Source organism: Rhodococcus koreensis (assembly GCF_017068375.1).
Lineage (GTDB): Bacteria > Actinomycetota > Actinomycetes > Mycobacteriales > Mycobacteriaceae > Rhodococcus_F > Rhodococcus_F koreensis.
Map to the genome: position 1 here is coordinate 4,256,163 of NZ_CP070609.1, position 16,934 is coordinate 4,273,096.

General features: G+C 65.5%; 14 protein-coding genes and 2 pseudogenes. 13 read left to right on the top strand and 3 right to left on the bottom strand.

All coding sequences use genetic code 11. The features are described 5' to 3' along the window. The first annotated feature begins 10 nt into the window (after positions 1–10). From JWS14_RS19425 to JWS14_RS19440, 4 genes are all read left to right on the top strand, one after another. Positions 11–655, top strand: coding sequence for a VOC family protein (locus tag JWS14_RS19425; protein ID WP_072942654.1), 645 nt, complete (start codon positions 11–13; stop codon positions 653–655). Further along, on the top strand, positions 652–897 hold the full coding sequence (locus JWS14_RS19430; protein ID WP_072942636.1) for a hypothetical protein: 246 nt from the start codon (positions 652–654) through the stop codon (positions 895–897). Before JWS14_RS19425 ends, JWS14_RS19430 begins: the two co-directional genes overlap by 4 nt. Next, positions 894–2,129 carry an alpha/beta hydrolase gene (locus tag JWS14_RS19435; RefSeq protein ID WP_072942638.1) on the top strand — a complete coding sequence of 412 codons (1,236 nt, stop codon included), beginning with the start codon at positions 894–896 and terminating at the stop codon, positions 2,127–2,129. Before JWS14_RS19430 ends, JWS14_RS19435 begins: the two co-directional genes overlap by 4 nt. Positions 2,130–2,196: 67 nt before the next feature. Then, positions 2,197–3,510 (top strand): MFS transporter, encoded by a 1,314-nt coding sequence (locus tag JWS14_RS19440; RefSeq protein ID WP_206014121.1) that lies wholly within the window; start codon positions 2,197–2,199, stop codon positions 3,508–3,510. A 184-nt stretch (positions 3,511–3,694) separates the two neighbouring features. Here the strand turns inward: JWS14_RS19440 and JWS14_RS19445 are convergent, their stop codons facing one another. Beyond that, positions 3,695–4,714: an AraC family transcriptional regulator gene (locus tag JWS14_RS19445; protein ID WP_241031412.1), complete on the bottom strand. Its 1,020-nt coding sequence runs from the start codon at positions 4,712–4,714 to the stop codon at positions 3,695–3,697. A 224-nt stretch (positions 4,715–4,938) separates the two neighbouring features. Between JWS14_RS19445 and JWS14_RS19450 the strand changes: the two genes are divergently transcribed. The 9 genes and pseudogenes from JWS14_RS19450 (at position 4,939) to JWS14_RS19490 (ending at position 14,383) form a co-directional block, all read left to right on the top strand. Further along, positions 4,939–5,511: a flavin reductase family protein gene (locus JWS14_RS19450; RefSeq protein WP_206014123.1), complete on the top strand. Its 573-nt coding sequence runs from the start codon at positions 4,939–4,941 to the stop codon at positions 5,509–5,511. A 48-nt stretch (positions 5,512–5,559) separates the two neighbouring features. Further along, a complete protein-coding gene (locus JWS14_RS19455) occupies positions 5,560–6,771 on the top strand; it encodes an acyl-CoA dehydrogenase family protein (protein WP_095865425.1) in 1,212 nt (403 codons plus the stop codon). A 91-nt stretch (positions 6,772–6,862) separates the two neighbouring features. Next, positions 6,863–7,743, top strand: a pseudogene (locus JWS14_RS19460) (fumarylacetoacetate hydrolase family protein). A gap of 12 nt (positions 7,744–7,755) precedes the next feature. Further along, positions 7,756–8,681 (top strand): annotated as a pseudogene (locus JWS14_RS19465) (VOC family protein). 181 nt (positions 8,682–8,862) lie between these two features. Beyond that, positions 8,863–9,231 carry a WhiB family transcriptional regulator gene (locus JWS14_RS19470; protein WP_206014124.1) on the top strand — a complete coding sequence of 123 codons (369 nt, stop codon included), beginning with the start codon at positions 8,863–8,865 and terminating at the stop codon, positions 9,229–9,231. Further along, positions 9,171–9,476 (top strand): Dabb family protein, encoded by a 306-nt coding sequence (locus JWS14_RS19475; protein ID WP_072942657.1) that lies wholly within the window; start codon positions 9,171–9,173, stop codon positions 9,474–9,476. The genes JWS14_RS19470 and JWS14_RS19475 overlap by 61 nt, the downstream gene beginning before the upstream one ends. A gap of 416 nt (positions 9,477–9,892) precedes the next feature. Continuing rightward, complete coding sequence (gene hisD / locus JWS14_RS19480; protein ID WP_072942659.1) at positions 9,893–11,218, top strand: histidinol dehydrogenase; 1,326 nt, start codon at positions 9,893–9,895, stop codon at positions 11,216–11,218. Continuing rightward, the gene (gene aspA / locus JWS14_RS19485; RefSeq protein WP_206014125.1) at positions 11,215–12,672 is read left to right on the top strand and encodes an aspartate ammonia-lyase; all 1,458 of its coding nucleotides are present in this window, start codon (positions 11,215–11,217) and stop codon (positions 12,670–12,672) included. Before hisD ends, aspA begins: the two co-directional genes overlap by 4 nt. Positions 12,673–12,823: 151 nt before the next feature. Then, positions 12,824–14,383 (top strand): GMC oxidoreductase, encoded by a 1,560-nt coding sequence (locus tag JWS14_RS19490; protein ID WP_206014126.1) that lies wholly within the window; start codon positions 12,824–12,826, stop codon positions 14,381–14,383. A 160-nt stretch (positions 14,384–14,543) separates the two neighbouring features. Here JWS14_RS19490 and JWS14_RS19495 read toward each other — a convergent pair whose 3' ends face one another. Continuing rightward, positions 14,544–15,059, bottom strand: a complete 516-nt coding sequence (locus tag JWS14_RS19495) for a VOC family protein (protein WP_206014127.1) — start codon at positions 15,057–15,059, stop codon at positions 14,544–14,546. Between the two features lie 237 nt (positions 15,060–15,296). Then, positions 15,297–16,931, bottom strand: a complete 1,635-nt coding sequence (locus tag JWS14_RS19500; protein WP_338051181.1) for a PucR family transcriptional regulator — start codon at positions 16,929–16,931, stop codon at positions 15,297–15,299. Between the last annotated feature and the right edge of the window lie 3 nt (positions 16,932–16,934).

A 16,934-nucleotide genomic window follows, 5' to 3' on the forward strand; every position in this document is an offset into this window, starting at 1 on the left:
GGAGTTCACCATGTCCGAACTGCAGCACACCGTCAAAGGCGTCGATCACGTCGCCTATCCGACCTTCGATCCGGCCGGCACCGTCAAGTTCTACCGCGACGTGCTCGGGTTCCCGGTCGTCCACTCGATCTGCGCGGCCGGGTGGGGACCGGAGAAGCACCCCGACTTCATCCACTTCTTCTTCGACATCGGCAACGACGACCGGCTGGCCTTCTTCTACTACTTCGGTCTCGAACCCTTCGACGGCGGACCGCAGGGTGACTCGTACTCCCGCTTCGCCGAGGACGTCCCGATCTTCTTCATCCGCTCCCGGCACCTCGCCATCCACGTCGACAGCGAGGACGACCTGATGGAATACCGCCACCGCCTCGACGGCAGCGCGTGGCCGGTGGAGATGCAGATCCAGCACGAGACGATCGAGTCGATCTACACCCACGACCCCAACGGCTACATGATCGAGATCACCCGGGCGCTGCGCCCGGTCACCCCGCAGGAAGACCTCGACGCCAACCTCACCATCGACGCCCTCGTCGACGTGGTGACCGGGCCCGACCCCAGCATGGACGCCCTGCTGACCCGCAAGGCAGAACTGATCACCGAACGCGCCGCCGCCTGGCAACAGCAACAGGAATCGAAGGAGATGGCGACCCGATGACCACCCTGTTCGTCCTCGACGTCCCCGAGAACACTGCGGTCGCGGAGGTCGCGGGCCGTGATCCGGCGGTCACCGTCGACCACGTCGGACCCTACTTCCGGATCGTGTCCGACTCCGACATCGTCATCGACCGGCGGACCACCGGCTGCCGTCACGCCGTCTGGTACAGCAGCGTCGCCGGACTGGCGCAGTCCCGGATCACCCAGTGGGACAAGGACGCCATGCGGATCGAGCCGCGATGAGCGCGGACACCCGGCGGCTCGGCGCCGGCCGGTACATCGACGCCGCGCAGGCGCCGGACAGCACCGTCACGTCGGTGCACGAACTCGCGACCGCGGACGGGGCGAAAATCACCGGTGTGCTGCGGGTCGTCCCCGGCGCCCGTACCGTCGTCGCACTCATGCACCCCCGCCAGGACCTGACGCACCACGTGCTGGTGCCCGAACTGCTCGCCCGCGGTTACGCGGTGTGGACGCAGGGCACCCGCTCGGTCAACAACGACGTCGCCCTGGTGCACGAGCAGGCTCTGCTCGATGCGGCGGCCGGTCAGGTCTTCTTGCGCGAGAAGAGTTTCGAGCACGTCGTCACCCTGGGGCACTCGGGCGGCGGCACCTTGTTCGCGTTCTATCACCAGCAGGCCGGTCTGCCCGGGGCGGAGCGGTTGGCCCACACTCCCGCCGGACGACCGATCGATCTGGCCGGGGCACAGATGCCGCTGCCCGACGGCGCGGTGTTCATGGCCCCGCACCCCGGGCAGGGCGCCCTGCTGCTCCGATTGATCGACCCGTCCGTCGTCGACGAATCCGATCCGTTGACGGCCGATCCCGAGCTGAATCCGTTCGATCCGGCCAACGGATTCGCCGAACCCCCACACAGTTCGGCGTATGCACCCGAGTTCGTCACCCGCTACCGGGCAGCGCAGCACGACCGCGTCGCCCGCCTCGACGAGATCGCCCGGCAGCGTGTCGACGAGGCCGCCGACGCGCGTCGCCGGTACAGGGGCACCGCCGAACCGGCCGACCGACGCGCCGCGCTCGTGCCCCGCGTCCTCACCGTCTACCGCACCGACGCGGACCTGCGGTTCACCGACCTGTCCCTGAGCCCCAACGAGCGCCCCTACGGGTCACTGTTCGGTCGGCGGCCGGACCTGACCAACTACGGACTCGTCGGCTTCGGCCGCTTCGCCACCCCCGATGCCTGGCTGTCGACGTGGTCCGGGCTCAGCACCAACGCCGACTTCCTGCGCTGCGCGCCCGCCGTGACCGCCCCCGCCCTGTTCGTCGAACTCACCGCCGACCAGGCCTGCTTCCCCGACGACGCCAAAACCATGTGCGATGCCCTCGGGTCGGCGGACAAGACCCACGTCCGGGTCGCCGGCACCCACTTCGGCGGACCCATCGCCGAGGGCGCACCCACCGGGGCAGCCCTCGCCGCGGCCGACATCGGCGCCTGGCTGTCCGACCGATTCTCCTGACCCCCTTTACATCCGGGCACCCGATACCGCGCCGCGGTCGTCGGGCGCCCGGTCGAGCGGAGTACACATGACTGCCCGCCCCACCACCGCCCCCGTCATCGGTCTCTGCCTGATGGCGCTGGTCCTCGAGGGGTACGACCTGCTGATGTACGGCACCGTCGTTCCCTCCCTCCTCGCGTACGCGCCCTGGCAACTCGACGCCACCGACGTCGGCATGCTCGGCTCCCTCACCGGCGTGGGAATGCTCGTCGGCGCGCTGGTCGCCGCCGGCGTCGCCGACCGCTGGGGCCGCCGCCGCACCCTCCTCGCCGCGGTCCTGGTGTTCTCCGCCGCGATGGGTGTCTGCGCACTCGCGCCCACCCCGGCGGTATTCGGTGTCGGCCGGATGGCGGTCGGAGTCGGCGCCGGCGTCCTCATGCCGACCGCTGCCTCCACCTTGATCGAGTTCTCCCACAGTCGAACCCGGGCACGCTCGGTCGCGATGGGATTCGTCGGCACCAGCATCGGCGGAATTCTGGCCGGTGTGCTGTCGCTGTGGCTCGTGCCCACGTTCGGTTTCCGGGCGATGTTCGTGGCCGGGCTGGTTCCGGCACTGCTGTTCCTGCCCCTGATGCTCCGGTATCTCCCCGAATCGCCCGCATACCTGACCGCCCGCGGCCGCACCACCGCGGCCACGGCGATCGCCGCCCGGTACGGGCTCGAACCCGAGCCCGCCACCTCGACCGGTCCGCACTCCGAACGCCGACTGCGTGCACTGTTCGGCAGCGAACGGACGACCGCGACACTGTTGTTCTGGGGCATGACCCTCGTGTGTCTGCTGGTGCTCTTCGGTGTCGCGACGTGGCTGCCCGCCCTGATGAAGTCGGCCGGATATCCACTGGGGGCCGCGCTGTCCTTCCTGCTGACCCTGAACGTCGGCGGCGCAGTCGGAGCCCTCGGCGGCGCCGCACTCGCCGACCGGTACGGGATCAAACCCGTCACCGCACTCGGATTCCTCTGCGCCGCAGTCTCACTGATCCTGATCGCCACCGGTCCGCCCATCGCCGTCGTCTACCTGCTGGTGCTGCTCGCCGGCGTCGGCACCACCGGAACCCAGATCCTGCTCAACACGTTCATCGGCGGTCACTACCCCGCGGCATGCCGGACGACCGGCATCGGAATGGCACTCGGAGTCGGACGCATCGGGGCGATCATCGGACCGACGTACGGCGGCTTCTTCGTCGCCGTCGGAGCGGGCACCACCTGGCAGCTGCTGGCCTTCGCCGCCCCGGCCGTCGTGGGCGCAGCACTGGCCGCACTCGTACCACTGCGAAGGGACGACGTGAACCCGACACCGGCCGTGTCGGCCACCGACCCCACCGACCGGGAAGCTGTGCGATGACCCTCGGCGCAATTTCCGGATTCGTTGCCGCGCAACATGGTTGGCGACTGATGCGATCCATCGAACCCGTCAGTTCGAGCACGAAGCCGCCACGCCATTCAAGTCGGAAGATGACAGGGCTTGTCCGCAATTTCGCTCGAAACTGAGGGATTCCCTGAGTTCCGACTGGAAATCCGCGTGGTGTTCATCGGCGCAGTGTGTGGGAGGGCGGTTCGCCGAACTTTTGCTGGTAGAACCGGGCGAACCGGCCGAGGTGGTTGAAACCCCATCGGTAGGCGATGTCGCTGACGGTGGCCGTGTCGTCGGTGGCGGTCAGAAGGTCGGACCGCACGCGTTCGAGGCGGACACTGCGCACGTACACCGAGGGGCTCATGTCGTATCGGTCCCGGAAGAGTTTTTGTAATTGGCGTGCGCCCACACCGGATACGCGAGCCAGGTCGGTGATGGTGTGCTGGGCGCCGGGGGTGCTCTCGATCAGTTCGACGACCTTCTGCAATGCCCTCGGATTCTCCGGGGTGTCGTCGGCGTGGAGTGCTTCGGTCAGGGAGTGGCTGTGGTTGAGCAGCAGCCCGGTGATGAGGGCGCGTTCGAGGAGGTCGACCTGGGCGGCGAGGACCCGACGGGGGATCGGGCCGGGGTCGTTGATGGTGTCGACGAGAATCTGCAGTGTCGACCACCACCGGCGTCCCGGTGGTGTGGTCAGGTCGAGACCGATGTCGAACTTCACTCGCCGATCGAGGGGCCGCCCCAGGATGTGGGTGAGTTCGGTTTCGAGTGTTCCGCGGTCGATCTTGATGCAGATCTGGGTGGCGTCTGCGCTCCACGAGGGCAGGATGGTGTGCTCGTTCGGGGTGAAGACGGCGGCATGTCCTGGGGTAGCGATGGTCTGCTGCGCACCGCATCGGGAATCCACTGCCCCGGACAGGGGGATGTTGATGTGGTAGCCGCCCACATCGCCGGGGTCGATGAGTACCTCGGCGCCGAAGTGCACGATTCCCAGGGTGAGGTGGCTCAGTCGCACGGCGGAGAGCCGGGCGTGCGTCAGGTGTGTATGCGGCCTGACCAGGTCGAGGCGAGCGGGGTAGAAAACACTGTTGACGCCGGCCCGGTAGACGTCGAGATCGTCCGATCGGTACACCGTGCCGCCCGGCAGCTCGACCGGGAAGACCTGCGCCGTGTCCGGTGGGTCCTGAGGATCGATCACACGCATTACGTCCTTTTCTCACTGTTCGAGCACCCTCGGCGCCGGGTTCCGAAGGCGTCCGCGTCGGCACCTGGGTGTGGGTTCGCAAAGCGGCCAGGCCCTCTCCGAAAGGGGATTTCCGCCCGCCGCACACACCTCTACCGTCGGATTTAGCACGACAGAGTGACCTACGCAACAGACCTTCTTGCGTGGTGTTGCGAGCCACCCCACCGAGGAGCACTCACATGACTACCGCACCTGGCCGTGAGCCGACCGCATCCGCCGCTGGCATCGACCCGAAGAACTTCCGGGATCTGATGTCCCGGGTCTGCGCACCGGTGACGATCGTGACGACTGCCGACGACGACGGCCCTCATGGAGCTACTGCCAGCTCGTTCGCCGCGCTGTCGCAGGACCCGCCGCTGATCACGGTCGCCTTCGATCGTCGATCCGCGCTATTGCAGCGCATCCGATCCAGTGGCCGCTTCGGGATCAACCTGCTCGGGCACGGACAGGACGATCTTGCGATGGTGTTCGCCAGCCGCGGTGCCGGCGCCGAGCGATTCAACAGCGCCCCCTGGCATCACGACACCGGCCTGCCACGCATCGACGGCGCCGCCGGCTGGGTCGCCTGCGAGTTGTACGACACCGTCGAGGGTGGTGACCATCTGCTGCTGTTCGGCCTGGTCACCAAGGTCAGTAAGGCGGAGTTGCCTCCGCTGGTGTACGCGCACCGCACCTTCGGCACCCATTCCCGCTACGCCGAACGTCCCCGCCGACCCATCATCGACCAGATTGCCGCCTGCGCGTCGAGCTGAATCAGCCCTTCCTGCCTGCATCCACCCCATTTTCTGAAAGGTTCCATCATGACAACCGTCACCGAACGCGCTAGCTCCAGCGCATCTGTCCCCACCGCCACCGACCTCGTCGGCCGTGTCCGCGAGATCGCGCCCATCTTGACGAAGAACGCCGCCGAGGGTGAGCGCAACCGCCGCGTCGTCGAGGAATCGATCCAGGCGATGACCGATGCCGGGCTGTTCAAGCTCGCGGTACCGAAGCGGTACGGCGGTTATGAGACCTCGATGCGCACCATGCTCGATGTCTCCGCCGCGGTTGCCGAGTCCGACGGGGGCACCGCGTGGGTGCTGACGCTGACCAACGTGTGTGCCTGGCTGACCGGGTTGTTCCCGACCCGCGCTCAGGACGAGGTGTTCGGCGCGGACCCGGACGCGAAGGTGTCCGGTGTTCTGACACCGACGTCGGAGACCACCCGGGTCGACGGTGGCTACCGGGTCACCGGCCGCTGGTACTACAACTCGGGATCCTGGCATGCCACCTGGGCGGTCCTGGGGATCCCGATCACCAACGACGCCGGTGAGGTCATCGATCAGGGGCTCGCTCTCATCCCGACGAGCGAGATGCAGCTCGAGGACACGTGGTTCGTCGCAGGCATGAAATCCTCCGGCAGCAATTGCCTGGTGGCGACGGATGTGTTCGTGCCCGACCACCGCGTGATGGCGGTACCGCCGGCGATCGAGGGAACGTACCCGTCGGAGAATCTGGCCGACGAGCCCTTCTACCGTTCCGCATTCGTCCCGATTCTCGCGCTCGTCCTGGTCGGGCCCCAGCTCGGTTTGGGGCGAGCCGCCCTGCAGCTCGTGCAGGCCAAGGCGAACAAGCCGATCGCCTACACCTACTTCACTGCGCAGTCCGACTCTGTCGCCTTTCAGTTGCAAGTCGCCGAGGCCGCGATGTTGATCGACACCGCCCATTTGCACGCGTACCGGGCGGCGGACGACATCGACACCGCGGCAGCAACCGGCACCTACCCGGACTTCACGCAACGCGCCCGGCTGCGCGCCGATACCGGCCTCGTCGCCGAGAGCATCGTCAAGGCCATCAACATCCTGCTCAGTGCGCACGGTGCCGGCAGTTTCGCCGACGTCAATCCCCTCCAGCGGATTTGGCGGGACTCCTCCACCGCCGCCCGCCATGCCGTCGTCGCCCCGGCGGTGGCGTTCGAGTCGTACGGGAAAGCGCTTCTCGGTGTCGAGGAACGGATCACACCGCTGATCTGAGCACGCGGAGCAATCCCTCGTCCACCAATTGCTGTGGCCAAAAGATGTTCCGCTCAGCACTATTCACACCCTTCTGTAGGAGATCAGTTTCATGCGTATCGCCAACATCGATGGTCAAGCCGCCCTCGTGATCGGGGAAACCGGCGCGGAGCGGGCCGTCGACATCGCCCACGCCTCCCGCGGCCGGTTCGGCCCGAGCCTGCAGGCTCTCTACGAAGCCTGGGACGACGTCACCGAATGGGCCGCAGTCCAGGACCTCTCGGCTCTGGCCGACGACAGCTTCCCGATCGACCGCACCCGGTTGGGTGCACCGTCGCCGGCTCCCCGGCAGGTGTTCGCCGTCGGCCTGAACTACCACGCCCACGCCGCCGAATCCGGCTTCGAATCCCCCACCCACCTGCCACCGGTCTTCACCAAATACGCCTCCAGCTTCACCGGCCCCGACACCGACGTGATCATCCCCACCGGCGGCAACGTCGACTGGGAGGTCGAACTCGTCGCCGTCATCGGCCGCGAAGCCGGCAACATCGACGCCGCCGACGCCTGGTCCCACGTCGCCGGACTCACCGCCGGACAGGACATCTCCGAACGCATCACCCAGACCCGTGGTCCCGCACCGCAATTCGGTCTCGGCAAATCCTACGCCGGGTTCTCCCCGCAAGGACCGTGGCTGGTCACCCCGGACGAGTTCGCCGACCCCGACGACCTCGAACTCGGCTGCACCATCGACGGCGAACAAGTGCAGAAAGGCCGCACCCGCGACCTGATCTTCCCCGTCTCCACGCTCATCGCCACCCTCTCCCACACCGTCACCCTCTACCCCGGTGACGTGATCTTCACCGGCACCCCGCCGGTGTCGGTGTCGGCCGCAACCCGCAACGGTTCCTGCAGCCCGGCGACACACTCGACAGCTGGATCGACGGCATCGGTCAGCTGCACCAGAGATTCGTCGCCGAACCCGACGCGCAGTAAGGACACCACGTCATGGCACTACACGGACTGGGCAAGGTCACCATCGGCGTCCCCAACGTCGACGACACCATCGCCTACTACACCGACTTCGGACTCGAACACCACGGACACGGGGTATTCGCCACCCGCAACGGCGGCGAACAACTCCACATCGTGCACGCGCCCACCCGGCGACTGGTCGAGCTGACCGTCGCCGCCGACGACCCCGACGACATCACCGCCACCACAGCACGGCTGACCAAGCTCGGTACCGCGATCCAGCACGACGACACCTCCGTCAGCGCCGTCGAACCGATCACCGGCACCCTGGTGCACGTCGCGGTGCGACCCCGGATCGTCATCGAGCCCGCGGTGTCGCCGACGCCGTACAACGGCCCGGGCCGGATCGACCGGTGGGGGCGGGCCCCGTTCCTCACCCGCACCGACCCGGTACGCCCCCGCAAACTCGGACACGCGGTGCTCGGGTCCACCGACCTCGAGACCACATGAAGTTCTTCACCGACGGCCTCGGCTTCAAGGTCAGCGACTACATGGGCGACAAGGCCGCGTTCCTGCGCTGCTCCGTCGAGCACCACAACGTCCTCGTCATGGCCGCACCGGTGAACTTCATGCACCACACCAGCTGGCAGGTCGACGACATCGACGAGGTCGGGCGCGGCGCCCACACCATGCTCGAGAACAACCCCGAACGCCACATCTGGGGACTCGGCCGCCACCACGCCGGCGCGAACTTCTTCTGGTACCTCAAGGACCCCGCCGGGAACTTCTCCGAGTACTACTCCGACATGGACACCGTCCCCGAAGACGAACTCTGGTCCCCGGAAGTGCTGCACGGACTCCAAGGCCTCTACGCCTGGGGACCGCCGCCCCCGCCGTCGTTCCTCGAACCCGACGACCTCGCCGCCCTCATGACCGGAACACATTCCACCACAGGGTGATCGGGTTGGAATGCGCGCGATACACGCACTCAACCCGCTAGGAACGGGTCCGTGCCACGACCGGAGCGCCTCTTCACCCGCAGGCACGGACCAAGGGGGCACGGTCCGGGGCGTCGGTGGTCGACGCCCCGGACCGTGCCCGTCACCCGCTCGTTGCTGTTGTACGACCTGAGAGATACTGATGACCTGCGCAGCGAATCCCGTCCGACCGGCACATGACACGTGGGCGTGGCGTCTGCACGCCCTCTGCCGATCGATGGACCCCTACCTGTTCTTCGCCCCCGAGGACGAGCCGAAAGGGCCCCGAGTGCGACGCGAACGGGAGGCGAAACGCATCTGTCTGCGCTGCCCGGTGCTCGACCAATACCGAGAGTATGCGCTCTCGGCCCGCGAAGGATACGGGGTCTGGGGCGGAACCTCCGAACTCGACCGACGAACCGCTTTCACCACCACCAACTCTGCCCAGAACACCGCCCAAGGAGCCCCATCATGGCCATCGGCCACGTCGTCATCTTCACCTTCATGCCGGACCTGCCCACCGCGACACTGACGGCGCTCGCCGAGTCCCTCGACGCTCTGTCGGCGGCGACCGCCGGCATCGAGTCCTACCAGCACGGACCCGACCTGCGGATTCGTCCGGGAAACGCCGACTACGCGGTCTCCGCGGTCTTCACCGACCACGATGCCCTCACCGCGTACATGACCTCGCCCGAACACCAGCGCATCATCACCGAACTCATCGTGCCCCACCTACGCGACAAGAGCTCGGTACAGTTCCCCGTCTCCTCCCACTGATACCGGAACAACACCGTGTCCCGGATCAGTTAACGCCTCCGTCTTTGACCGCGAAGTAGTCGCCGATAGTCGCAGAACATCGTTCGGCCGGAGGCACTCGCACTCAGCACTCGAACCCCGAAATACCGACGTAACTACAAGCAGGAGCCATCCGTTTCTCTTTCGGGTGCGCAGTGTCACCGAACTGTCCGCGATCTCACCTGGAAGTTCGACGGACGCGACTCGTCATTTTACTCGAATCGTGCACAAGATGTGGAGAATGGTGCGCATAGTGCGTCTTACGGACGTCCGAGCGGGGCGGCACTCTGGTCTACAGCTACAAGACGAGTCCCACCCGAGAGAGCTCTTTACTCCGCAGGCAGGGCACGTCGACAGCGAACAGGTGCTTTCCGTGAAGCTTGAAGGAGCTAGCCATCATGTCGTTTGTTCTCAAGCCCGCCGCTGGTGAGCCGACGCAGCGTACGAGCAACCCGGCTGTGGTCGATACTGTCGCATCGGTCATCGCCGACGTGCGCACCAACGGCGACGATGCGGTCAGGAAGTACTCGCAGCAGTTCGACGGGTGGTCCCCGAAGTCGTTCCGCCTGAGCGAGGACGAGGTGCGCTCCATCGTGTCATCCATTCCGGAGTCGACACTGGACGATCTTCGATTCGCGCAGCGTCAGATTCGCGGATTCGCTCAAGCGCAGAAGGACTCGATCCAGGACTTCGAGACCGAGACCCTGCCGGGAGTTTTCCTGGGACAGCGCAACATTCCAATCGACGCCTCGGGCGCCTACGTTCCCGGCGGCCGGTACCCGCTGACGGCCTCGGCGCACATGACGGTGCTGACGGCCAAGGTGGCTGGTGTCGAGCGGGTGGCCGCGACTACTCCTCCCAACGAGGGACTTCCGCCGCAGATCAGTGTCGCGGCGATGCACCTCGCCGGAGCGGACGAAATTCTGGTGCTCGGTGGAGTGCAGGCCATCGCTGCGCTGGCACTGGGAACAGAGACCATCGCGCCGGTCAGCATCCTGACCGGGCCTGGCAACGCATATGTCGCCGAAGCGAAGCGTCAGCTCTTCGGTGAAGTCGGAATCGACCTGTTCGCGGGCCCCACGGAGACCCTGATCGTCGCCGACGATTATGCCGATCCCTTTACCGTCGCGGTCGACCTGCTCAGTCAAGCCGAACATGGGCCAGACTCACCGTGTGTCCTGATCACCACCTCCGAGGCAGTCGGCCGTGCGGTGCTCGATCACATCGATGCGCTGCTTCCCGGGTTGCAGACCAACGCCATCGCCGGACCGGCGTGGCGTGATTACGGCCAGATCCACGTCACGGACACCCTCACCGAGGCGTATGCGCTGGCGGATCGGTTCGCGTCCGAGCACGTGCAGATCCTCACCGAGGAGCCGCGGCAGGCGCTCGAATCGATGCGGAACTATGGGGCGTTGTTCCTCGGTGAGGGAACCTGTGTTCCCTATGGGGACAAGGTGATCGGCACTAACCATGTGCTTCCGACATTGGGGGCGGCGCGATACACCGGTGGTCTGTGGGTGGGTAAGTTCCTCAAGACCCTCACCTACCAGGAGGTGCGTGATCCTGCTGCCAGCGCCCAGCTCGGCGAGATCTGCGGACGTCTGTCACGGCTCGAGAAGTTCGAAGGCCATGCCAGGTCGGGTGATCTGCGGGCCGCGAAGTTCGGTGGCGCCGACCTGCTCTGGGGAGAGATTCCCACCCGCGCCGTGACCGAACAATGACCCGGATCGAGCACGATCTCCTCGGTGACCGCGAGGTTCCGGCGGGCGCGTACTACGGCGTGCATACGCTGCGGGCCATCGAGAACTTCCCGATTACTGGTGTTCCGATCTCCGCGCATCCGGATCTGGTGTCGGCGCTTGCCGCGGTCAAGCAGGCTGCGGCGCAAGCGAACGCCAACCTCGGATTGATCGGACTGCGCGAGGCGGGGGCGATCACGAGGGCGTGCGAGGAGATCCGCTCGGGTGCCCTGCACGACCACTTCGTCGTCGACGTCATCCAGGGTGGGGCCGGCACATCGACCAACATGAACGCGAACGAGGTCGTGGCCAACCGCGCCCTCGAGTTGCTGGGGCATGCAAAGGGGGACTACGAGTTCCTTCATCCGCTCGAGCAGGTCAACCTCGGCCAGAGTACGAACGATGTCTACCCCACTGCAGTCAAGATCGGTCTCCAGACGGCGTTGGTGCATCTACGTCAAGCCATGGGGGAGTTGGCCACCGCATTCGCGGGCAAGGCCGCCGAGTTCGTCGATGTCCTCAAGGTCGGTCGTACCCAGTTACAGGATGCGGTGCCGATGACCCTCGGGCAGGAGTTCGGAACGTACGCGCTCATGCTGGACGAGGACGCGGAGCGGCTCGCCGAGTCGGCGGCCCTGATCTCGGAGATCAACCTTGGTGGCACAGCCATCGGCACGGGGCTCAATGCCCACCCCGAGTACGCATGGCGCGTCCGCGCGCATCTCGCCGCTATCACGGGGTTGTCCTTGATCACCGCGTCGGATCTGATCGAAGCGACCCAGGACGTCGGGGCGTTTGTTCAGCTGTCCGGGGTGCTCAAGCGCACCGCGGTGAAGCTGTCGAAGGTCTGCAATGATCTGCGTCTTTTGTCCTCGGGACCGCGTGCGGGACTGGGGGAGATCACGCTTCCGCCCGTGCAGGCGGGTTCGTCGATCATGCCCGGCAAGGTCAACCCCGTGATCCCGGAAGTAGTCAATCAGATCGCATTTCGTGTCATCGGAAACGATCTGACCGTAACGATGGCGGCCGAGGGCGGGCAGCTTCAGCTCAACGCGTTCGAGCCGATCATCGCGCACAGCCTCTTCGAGTCGATCGAACTGCTGACCCGGGGTTGCAGAACGCTCGCGCAGCGCTGCGTCGTCGGTATCGACGCGAATACCGAACACCTGCAGCAGATGGTGGCTGCCTCGATTGGAGTCGTGACCGCACTCAACCCGTATATCGGGTACACCGAGGCCACGACCATCGCCGCGGACGCACTTGCGAGCGGCCGCACGGTCGTCTCGCTCGTCCTCGAACGTGAACTGCTCACGCAGGATCAATTGGACAAGATCCTCGATCCGCAAAACTTGACGCGAAGTGTCGATCCCATCGACGGGTACGCGACCGTCGCCGACCGTGCCGACAGCAAGCATCGAGTCCCCGGCCCCATCTGACATCGATCCGACGTCACTGCACAGTGTGGGCAATCAGTTACCTCGAGCGTGCACGCAACGCCGCTCGTATTGCCCCCGAAACAGATCTACCGTCGAAGAAGTACACGAGCTGGCGCCGCGCAGGTGGCGCCGACAACCAGGAGCAGCTCCCATGCCCGACCTTTTCGCCCCTGACCAACCTTCGGTCATCACCAATCCACCCCAGGTGGTCGATTGCGATGTCGCCATCATCGGCTCCGGCATGGGCGGCGGCACCCTGGCCTACGCCCTGCGTGAGTCCGGGGCGCGCGTGCTCATCATCGAACAGGGCGACTTCCTGCCCCGTGAGCGCGAGAACTGGTCGATCAAGGCGGTAGTTGCCGAGGGGCGCTACAAGAATTCCGCACCCTGGTACGACGAAATCGCCAAGAAAAGCTTCATTCCTGGGAATTACCACTACGTGGGAGGCAGCACCAAACTCTATGGTGCCACGCTGCCCCGATTCCGGGAGCACGACTTCGGCGAGGTCGAACACCCCGACGGTATCTCCCCAGCCTGGCCGATTTCCTACGCAGACCTCGAATCCCACTACGGTGAGGCCGAGCACATGTTCTGGGTGCACGGCAACAAGGGCGAAGATCCCACCGACCCGTGGCGCTCGACCGACTACCCCTTCCCCGGCATCGCCCACGAAGGAGCCATGGCCCGGCTGGCGGACGGCGCGCGCCGACAAGGCCTCCACCCATTCGCCGCACCACAGTCCCTCGACGTCCGCCCCGGCGGCGCCTGCGTGCTGTGTCCGACGTGCGACGCCTTCCCCTGCATGATCGACGCGAAAGGCGACGCCGACGTCTCCGCGGTGCGGCCAGCTCTCAAATCAGCCATGGTCAAACTCCTCACCAATGCCGAGGTGACCCGCCTGAACACGGACCGCACCGGTCGTCAGGTCACCGGCGCCCAGGTGCGACACAACGGCAGCACGATCACCGTGCAGGCACAACGGTTCGTGGTCGCCGCCGGTGCCGCGAACACGGCCGCACTGCTGCTGCGCTCGTCGTCGTCCACACACCCCAACGGGCTGGCGAATTCCTCCGACCAGGTCGGGCGGAACTACATGGCGCACGTGACGACGTTCTTCCTGGCGATCGACCCCCGTCGCACGAACGACGCCGTTTATCAGAAGACCATCGGTATCAACGACTGGTACACGGCCGGTGCCGACAACCGGTATCCGCTCGGGAACGTGCAGGGTCTGGGCAAGCTGCGCGGCGAGATGGCAAAGCGCGCACGCCCACTCATCCCCACCCCGATCCTCGAGGGGGTCACCCGGCACACCCTCGACCTGTTTCTGCAAACCGAAGACCTCCCGCTACCGGAAAACCGGATCGCGCTCAACTCGAACGGAGACATCACGGTGAGGCGCACAGCCACCAACATGTCCTCACATCGAGAACTGATCAGGCGGATGAAGAAACTCGTCCACCGCGCCGGGTTCCCGATCACCTTGCACGAAGGTCTCGGTGTCGAGGCGACCTCCCATCAGTGCGGTACCGCCCGCATGGGTGACGACCCTGCGACGAGTGTTCTCGACGCGGATCTCAAGGCGCACGATCTCGACAATCTGTGGATCGCGGACAGCTCCCCCTTCCCGTCGTCGGCTGCGGTCAACCCGGCGATCACTGTGGCCGCCCTGGCCCTCCGGTTGGGTCACTCCGGTGCACTGACCGCCTGAGGCCGATCCAGAAGGCGTAAACGGAGGCCGCCCGCGGCCGTCGACGAATGACAGTCGATGGCCGCGGGCGGTCGTTGTCGGGTGCCCCTACCGTTGGATCTGCTGTGTCAAAGCAGTATTCGACCCTGGATCCGAACGTGTCGGATCCAGGGTCGGTTTGTCAGAGCCAGCGGTCGCTCGGCGGCGCCATCCGCTCACCCGGAAGTCCCGCGTAGAACGAACCACCGGGGCACGAGGTGAGTTCCATGTGCATGCCCCACGGTGTGAGGAAGTAGAACCACCGCTGTCCGGCAACGGGGGAGTCCGGCGCGACACCGTTCGGGCCTGCCATGACGACCACGCCCGGAATCGAGCGGACGTAGTCGTAGCCTTCGTCGATGTCGTCGACGTAGAGGGCGAGGTGATGGCCGCCGATGTCACTGTTGCGGGGAGGCTGGGTGGTTTGGTCGGGCGCCGAGTACTCGAACAACTCGATGTTGGTGGTCAGCCCGAGGCGGACCATCGCGAGACGGCACTTGGCGTCGGGGTGGACGTTGAGGCGGCGAGCCATGCCGTCCTCGCTGTCGGAAAAGGGGCCGTCGAAGAAGATGCACTCGCCGGCGAAGTGGTCGACGAAGAAGGCGACCGCGGCATCGAGATCGGGCACGGTGTAGGCGACGTGATCGACCGAGCGCACGGTGGGAATCTTCGGATTTCGTGAAACATTTTCAGACACAGTTGTTTTCCATCCATTATGGGGATTCGAGCGGGAGGCAGAAGTTCGGGTACTGCACCGATCGTGATCGGTCTGCCGAGTACGGCCCGGCGATACGAAGCGCTACCGTTCGCGCATTCTCACTTTACGGCCGGCCCGCCCTTACCGCGCTACCTAGCGTGTGCAGTTCTCGCCCAGAAGTTGCGCAATTCGTTCAATTCAGCACTTGTGCATGAGATCGTGCCCGCGGACCGCGAAGATCAGTGCCTGACGTACGTCGGGATCGTCGAGTTTTCTTTTCAGCAACTGGTTCAGTCGATCGATTCGGTAGTACATCGTGCGTCGCTGCACGAACAGCGCTTCGGCCGCATGGGTCTTGTTCCCGTCGTAAGTCAGGAACGCACGTAGAGTCGGGAGCAACGGACTGGCGGAATTCGCGTCGTGCTTGAGGACGGGACCGAGTTCGTCCTCAACGTAGCGGGCCAGTTCTGGGCCCTGGGCCAGGGAAACCAGGAGCCGAAGCACGCCGAGTTCGTCGAACCGCAGCACTCGTTCGTCGTTTCGCGCAGCCGCGACGGAGGCTGCGCTGCGCGCCTGTTCCACCGCTTGCGGGACCTGACTTGCCGCCACCTGCCTACTGACGCCCGCTCGCACCCGGAGCGTGGACAGCTTCTCCACCAAGGTTTCTTCGGGGCACTGACGCGACAGGCCGATGATTGCCAGTGTGTGATCGCCGATGTCGGCGACCACGGAGGGGACGTGCAGTGTGCGGCACAACTCCTCCAATGCCTCGTCGAGCGGCGAGGCGATCGACGACCGTTTGCTGACGAAGACCACGACCAGTGATCGTTCTCGCAGATCGCGGCCGATTCGGAGGGCACGGGTGACGAAAGCTTCGCCCGAGATGTCGCCCAGGAGCAGCCGATTGACCAGGGCATTCTGTCGCTGAGCCGCCTTCGCGCCGCTCTCGCGGGCACCCAGGAGAGTGATGGCGACCGCATCCGCCGCACGATCGAGAGCGTAGAGGTCAGCCCGGTCGAGCGGTTCGGTGCCGTGGAGTATGTGCAACCATCCCCACCGTTCGCCACGCAGGATGACCGCCCGTCGCGTGCATTCGGATGGCTCCCCCGCCGCGTGCGCGGCACCGTGTGCGTTCGTCGCAGTATCGTGGAGGACTCGCGAGTGTCGTTCCCAATCAGTCAGTGTGACATCGGCTTTCGCGGTGGCGCCGGAGTATGCGACGACCTGGTGAAGGGTGTCTTCCAGAACCACAGGATGATCTACCTCGGCGGCTAGCTTCTCGGCAAACGAGACGTGGTCGCGACCTTCGAGCAGCGACTGCATGAACACATCGTTCAGTCGTTCATATGTGGTGAGTTCTAGCACGCGTTCATCGACCAGCGATTCGTGAACCTGCGCCGACACCTCCACGAATGGAAGCTCGCCTCGCAGACCCACCAAGGGGAAGTTCCTCGATACAGCCTCGTCGACGAGAGCGTCGGGCATGTCACTGTATGCGCGGCCGCTCAGTTCGAGAATGAGAACGGAGGCGCCTGCGTCGGAGATCTCGCGGATGAAACGCCGTTGCTGCTCCGGGTCTCGGGCGATGCCGAGGCCGGCGGTCAGCAACATTTCTCCACCGGTAAGGAAGCGCGCGATATCAGGTACCTCGACCGGGTGCACCCATCGTATCGATCGCGACAGGTTGGTTTCGCCGGCGAATATCGTCAACGGTATCCGCCTGAAGACCTCGAGTTTCAGCGCCGATTCGATTGTCAGCGGCTTCTCGCTCATTCTGGACCGGCGCGCGGATGAATCGGCAAATGCATGGTGTGCGATCGTGGATGACGTCATTTT

Excerpts from the sequence above, each read along its gene's own strand:
- JWS14_RS19450 (WP_206014123.1), top strand. The coding sequence starts at position 4,939 with ATGACTACCGCACCTGGCCGTGAGCCGACCGCATCCGCCGCTGGCATC.
- hisD (WP_072942659.1), top strand. The coding sequence starts at position 9,893 with ATGTCGTTTGTTCTCAAGCCCGCCGCTGGTGAGCCGACGCAGCGTACG.
- JWS14_RS19475 (WP_072942657.1), top strand. The coding sequence starts at position 9,171 with ATGGCCATCGGCCACGTCGTCATCTTCACCTTCATGCCGGACCTGCCC.
- aspA (WP_206014125.1), top strand. The coding sequence starts at position 11,215 with ATGACCCGGATCGAGCACGATCTCCTCGGTGACCGCGAGGTTCCGGCG.
- JWS14_RS19470 (WP_206014124.1), top strand. The coding sequence starts at position 8,863 with ATGACCTGCGCAGCGAATCCCGTCCGACCGGCACATGACACGTGGGCG.
- JWS14_RS19455 (WP_095865425.1), top strand. The coding sequence starts at position 5,560 with ATGACAACCGTCACCGAACGCGCTAGCTCCAGCGCATCTGTCCCCACC.
- JWS14_RS19430 (WP_072942636.1), top strand. The coding sequence starts at position 652 with ATGACCACCCTGTTCGTCCTCGACGTCCCCGAGAACACTGCGGTCGCG.
- JWS14_RS19435 (WP_072942638.1), top strand. The coding sequence starts at position 894 with ATGAGCGCGGACACCCGGCGGCTCGGCGCCGGCCGGTACATCGACGCC.
- JWS14_RS19500 (WP_338051181.1), bottom strand. The coding sequence starts at position 16,931 with ATGACGTCATCCACGATCGCACACCATGCATTTGCCGATTCATCCGCG.
- JWS14_RS19490 (WP_206014126.1), top strand. The coding sequence starts at position 12,824 with ATGCCCGACCTTTTCGCCCCTGACCAACCTTCGGTCATCACCAATCCA.
- JWS14_RS19440 (WP_206014121.1), top strand. The coding sequence starts at position 2,197 with ATGACTGCCCGCCCCACCACCGCCCCCGTCATCGGTCTCTGCCTGATG.
- JWS14_RS19425 (WP_072942654.1), top strand. The coding sequence starts at position 11 with ATGTCCGAACTGCAGCACACCGTCAAAGGCGTCGATCACGTCGCCTAT.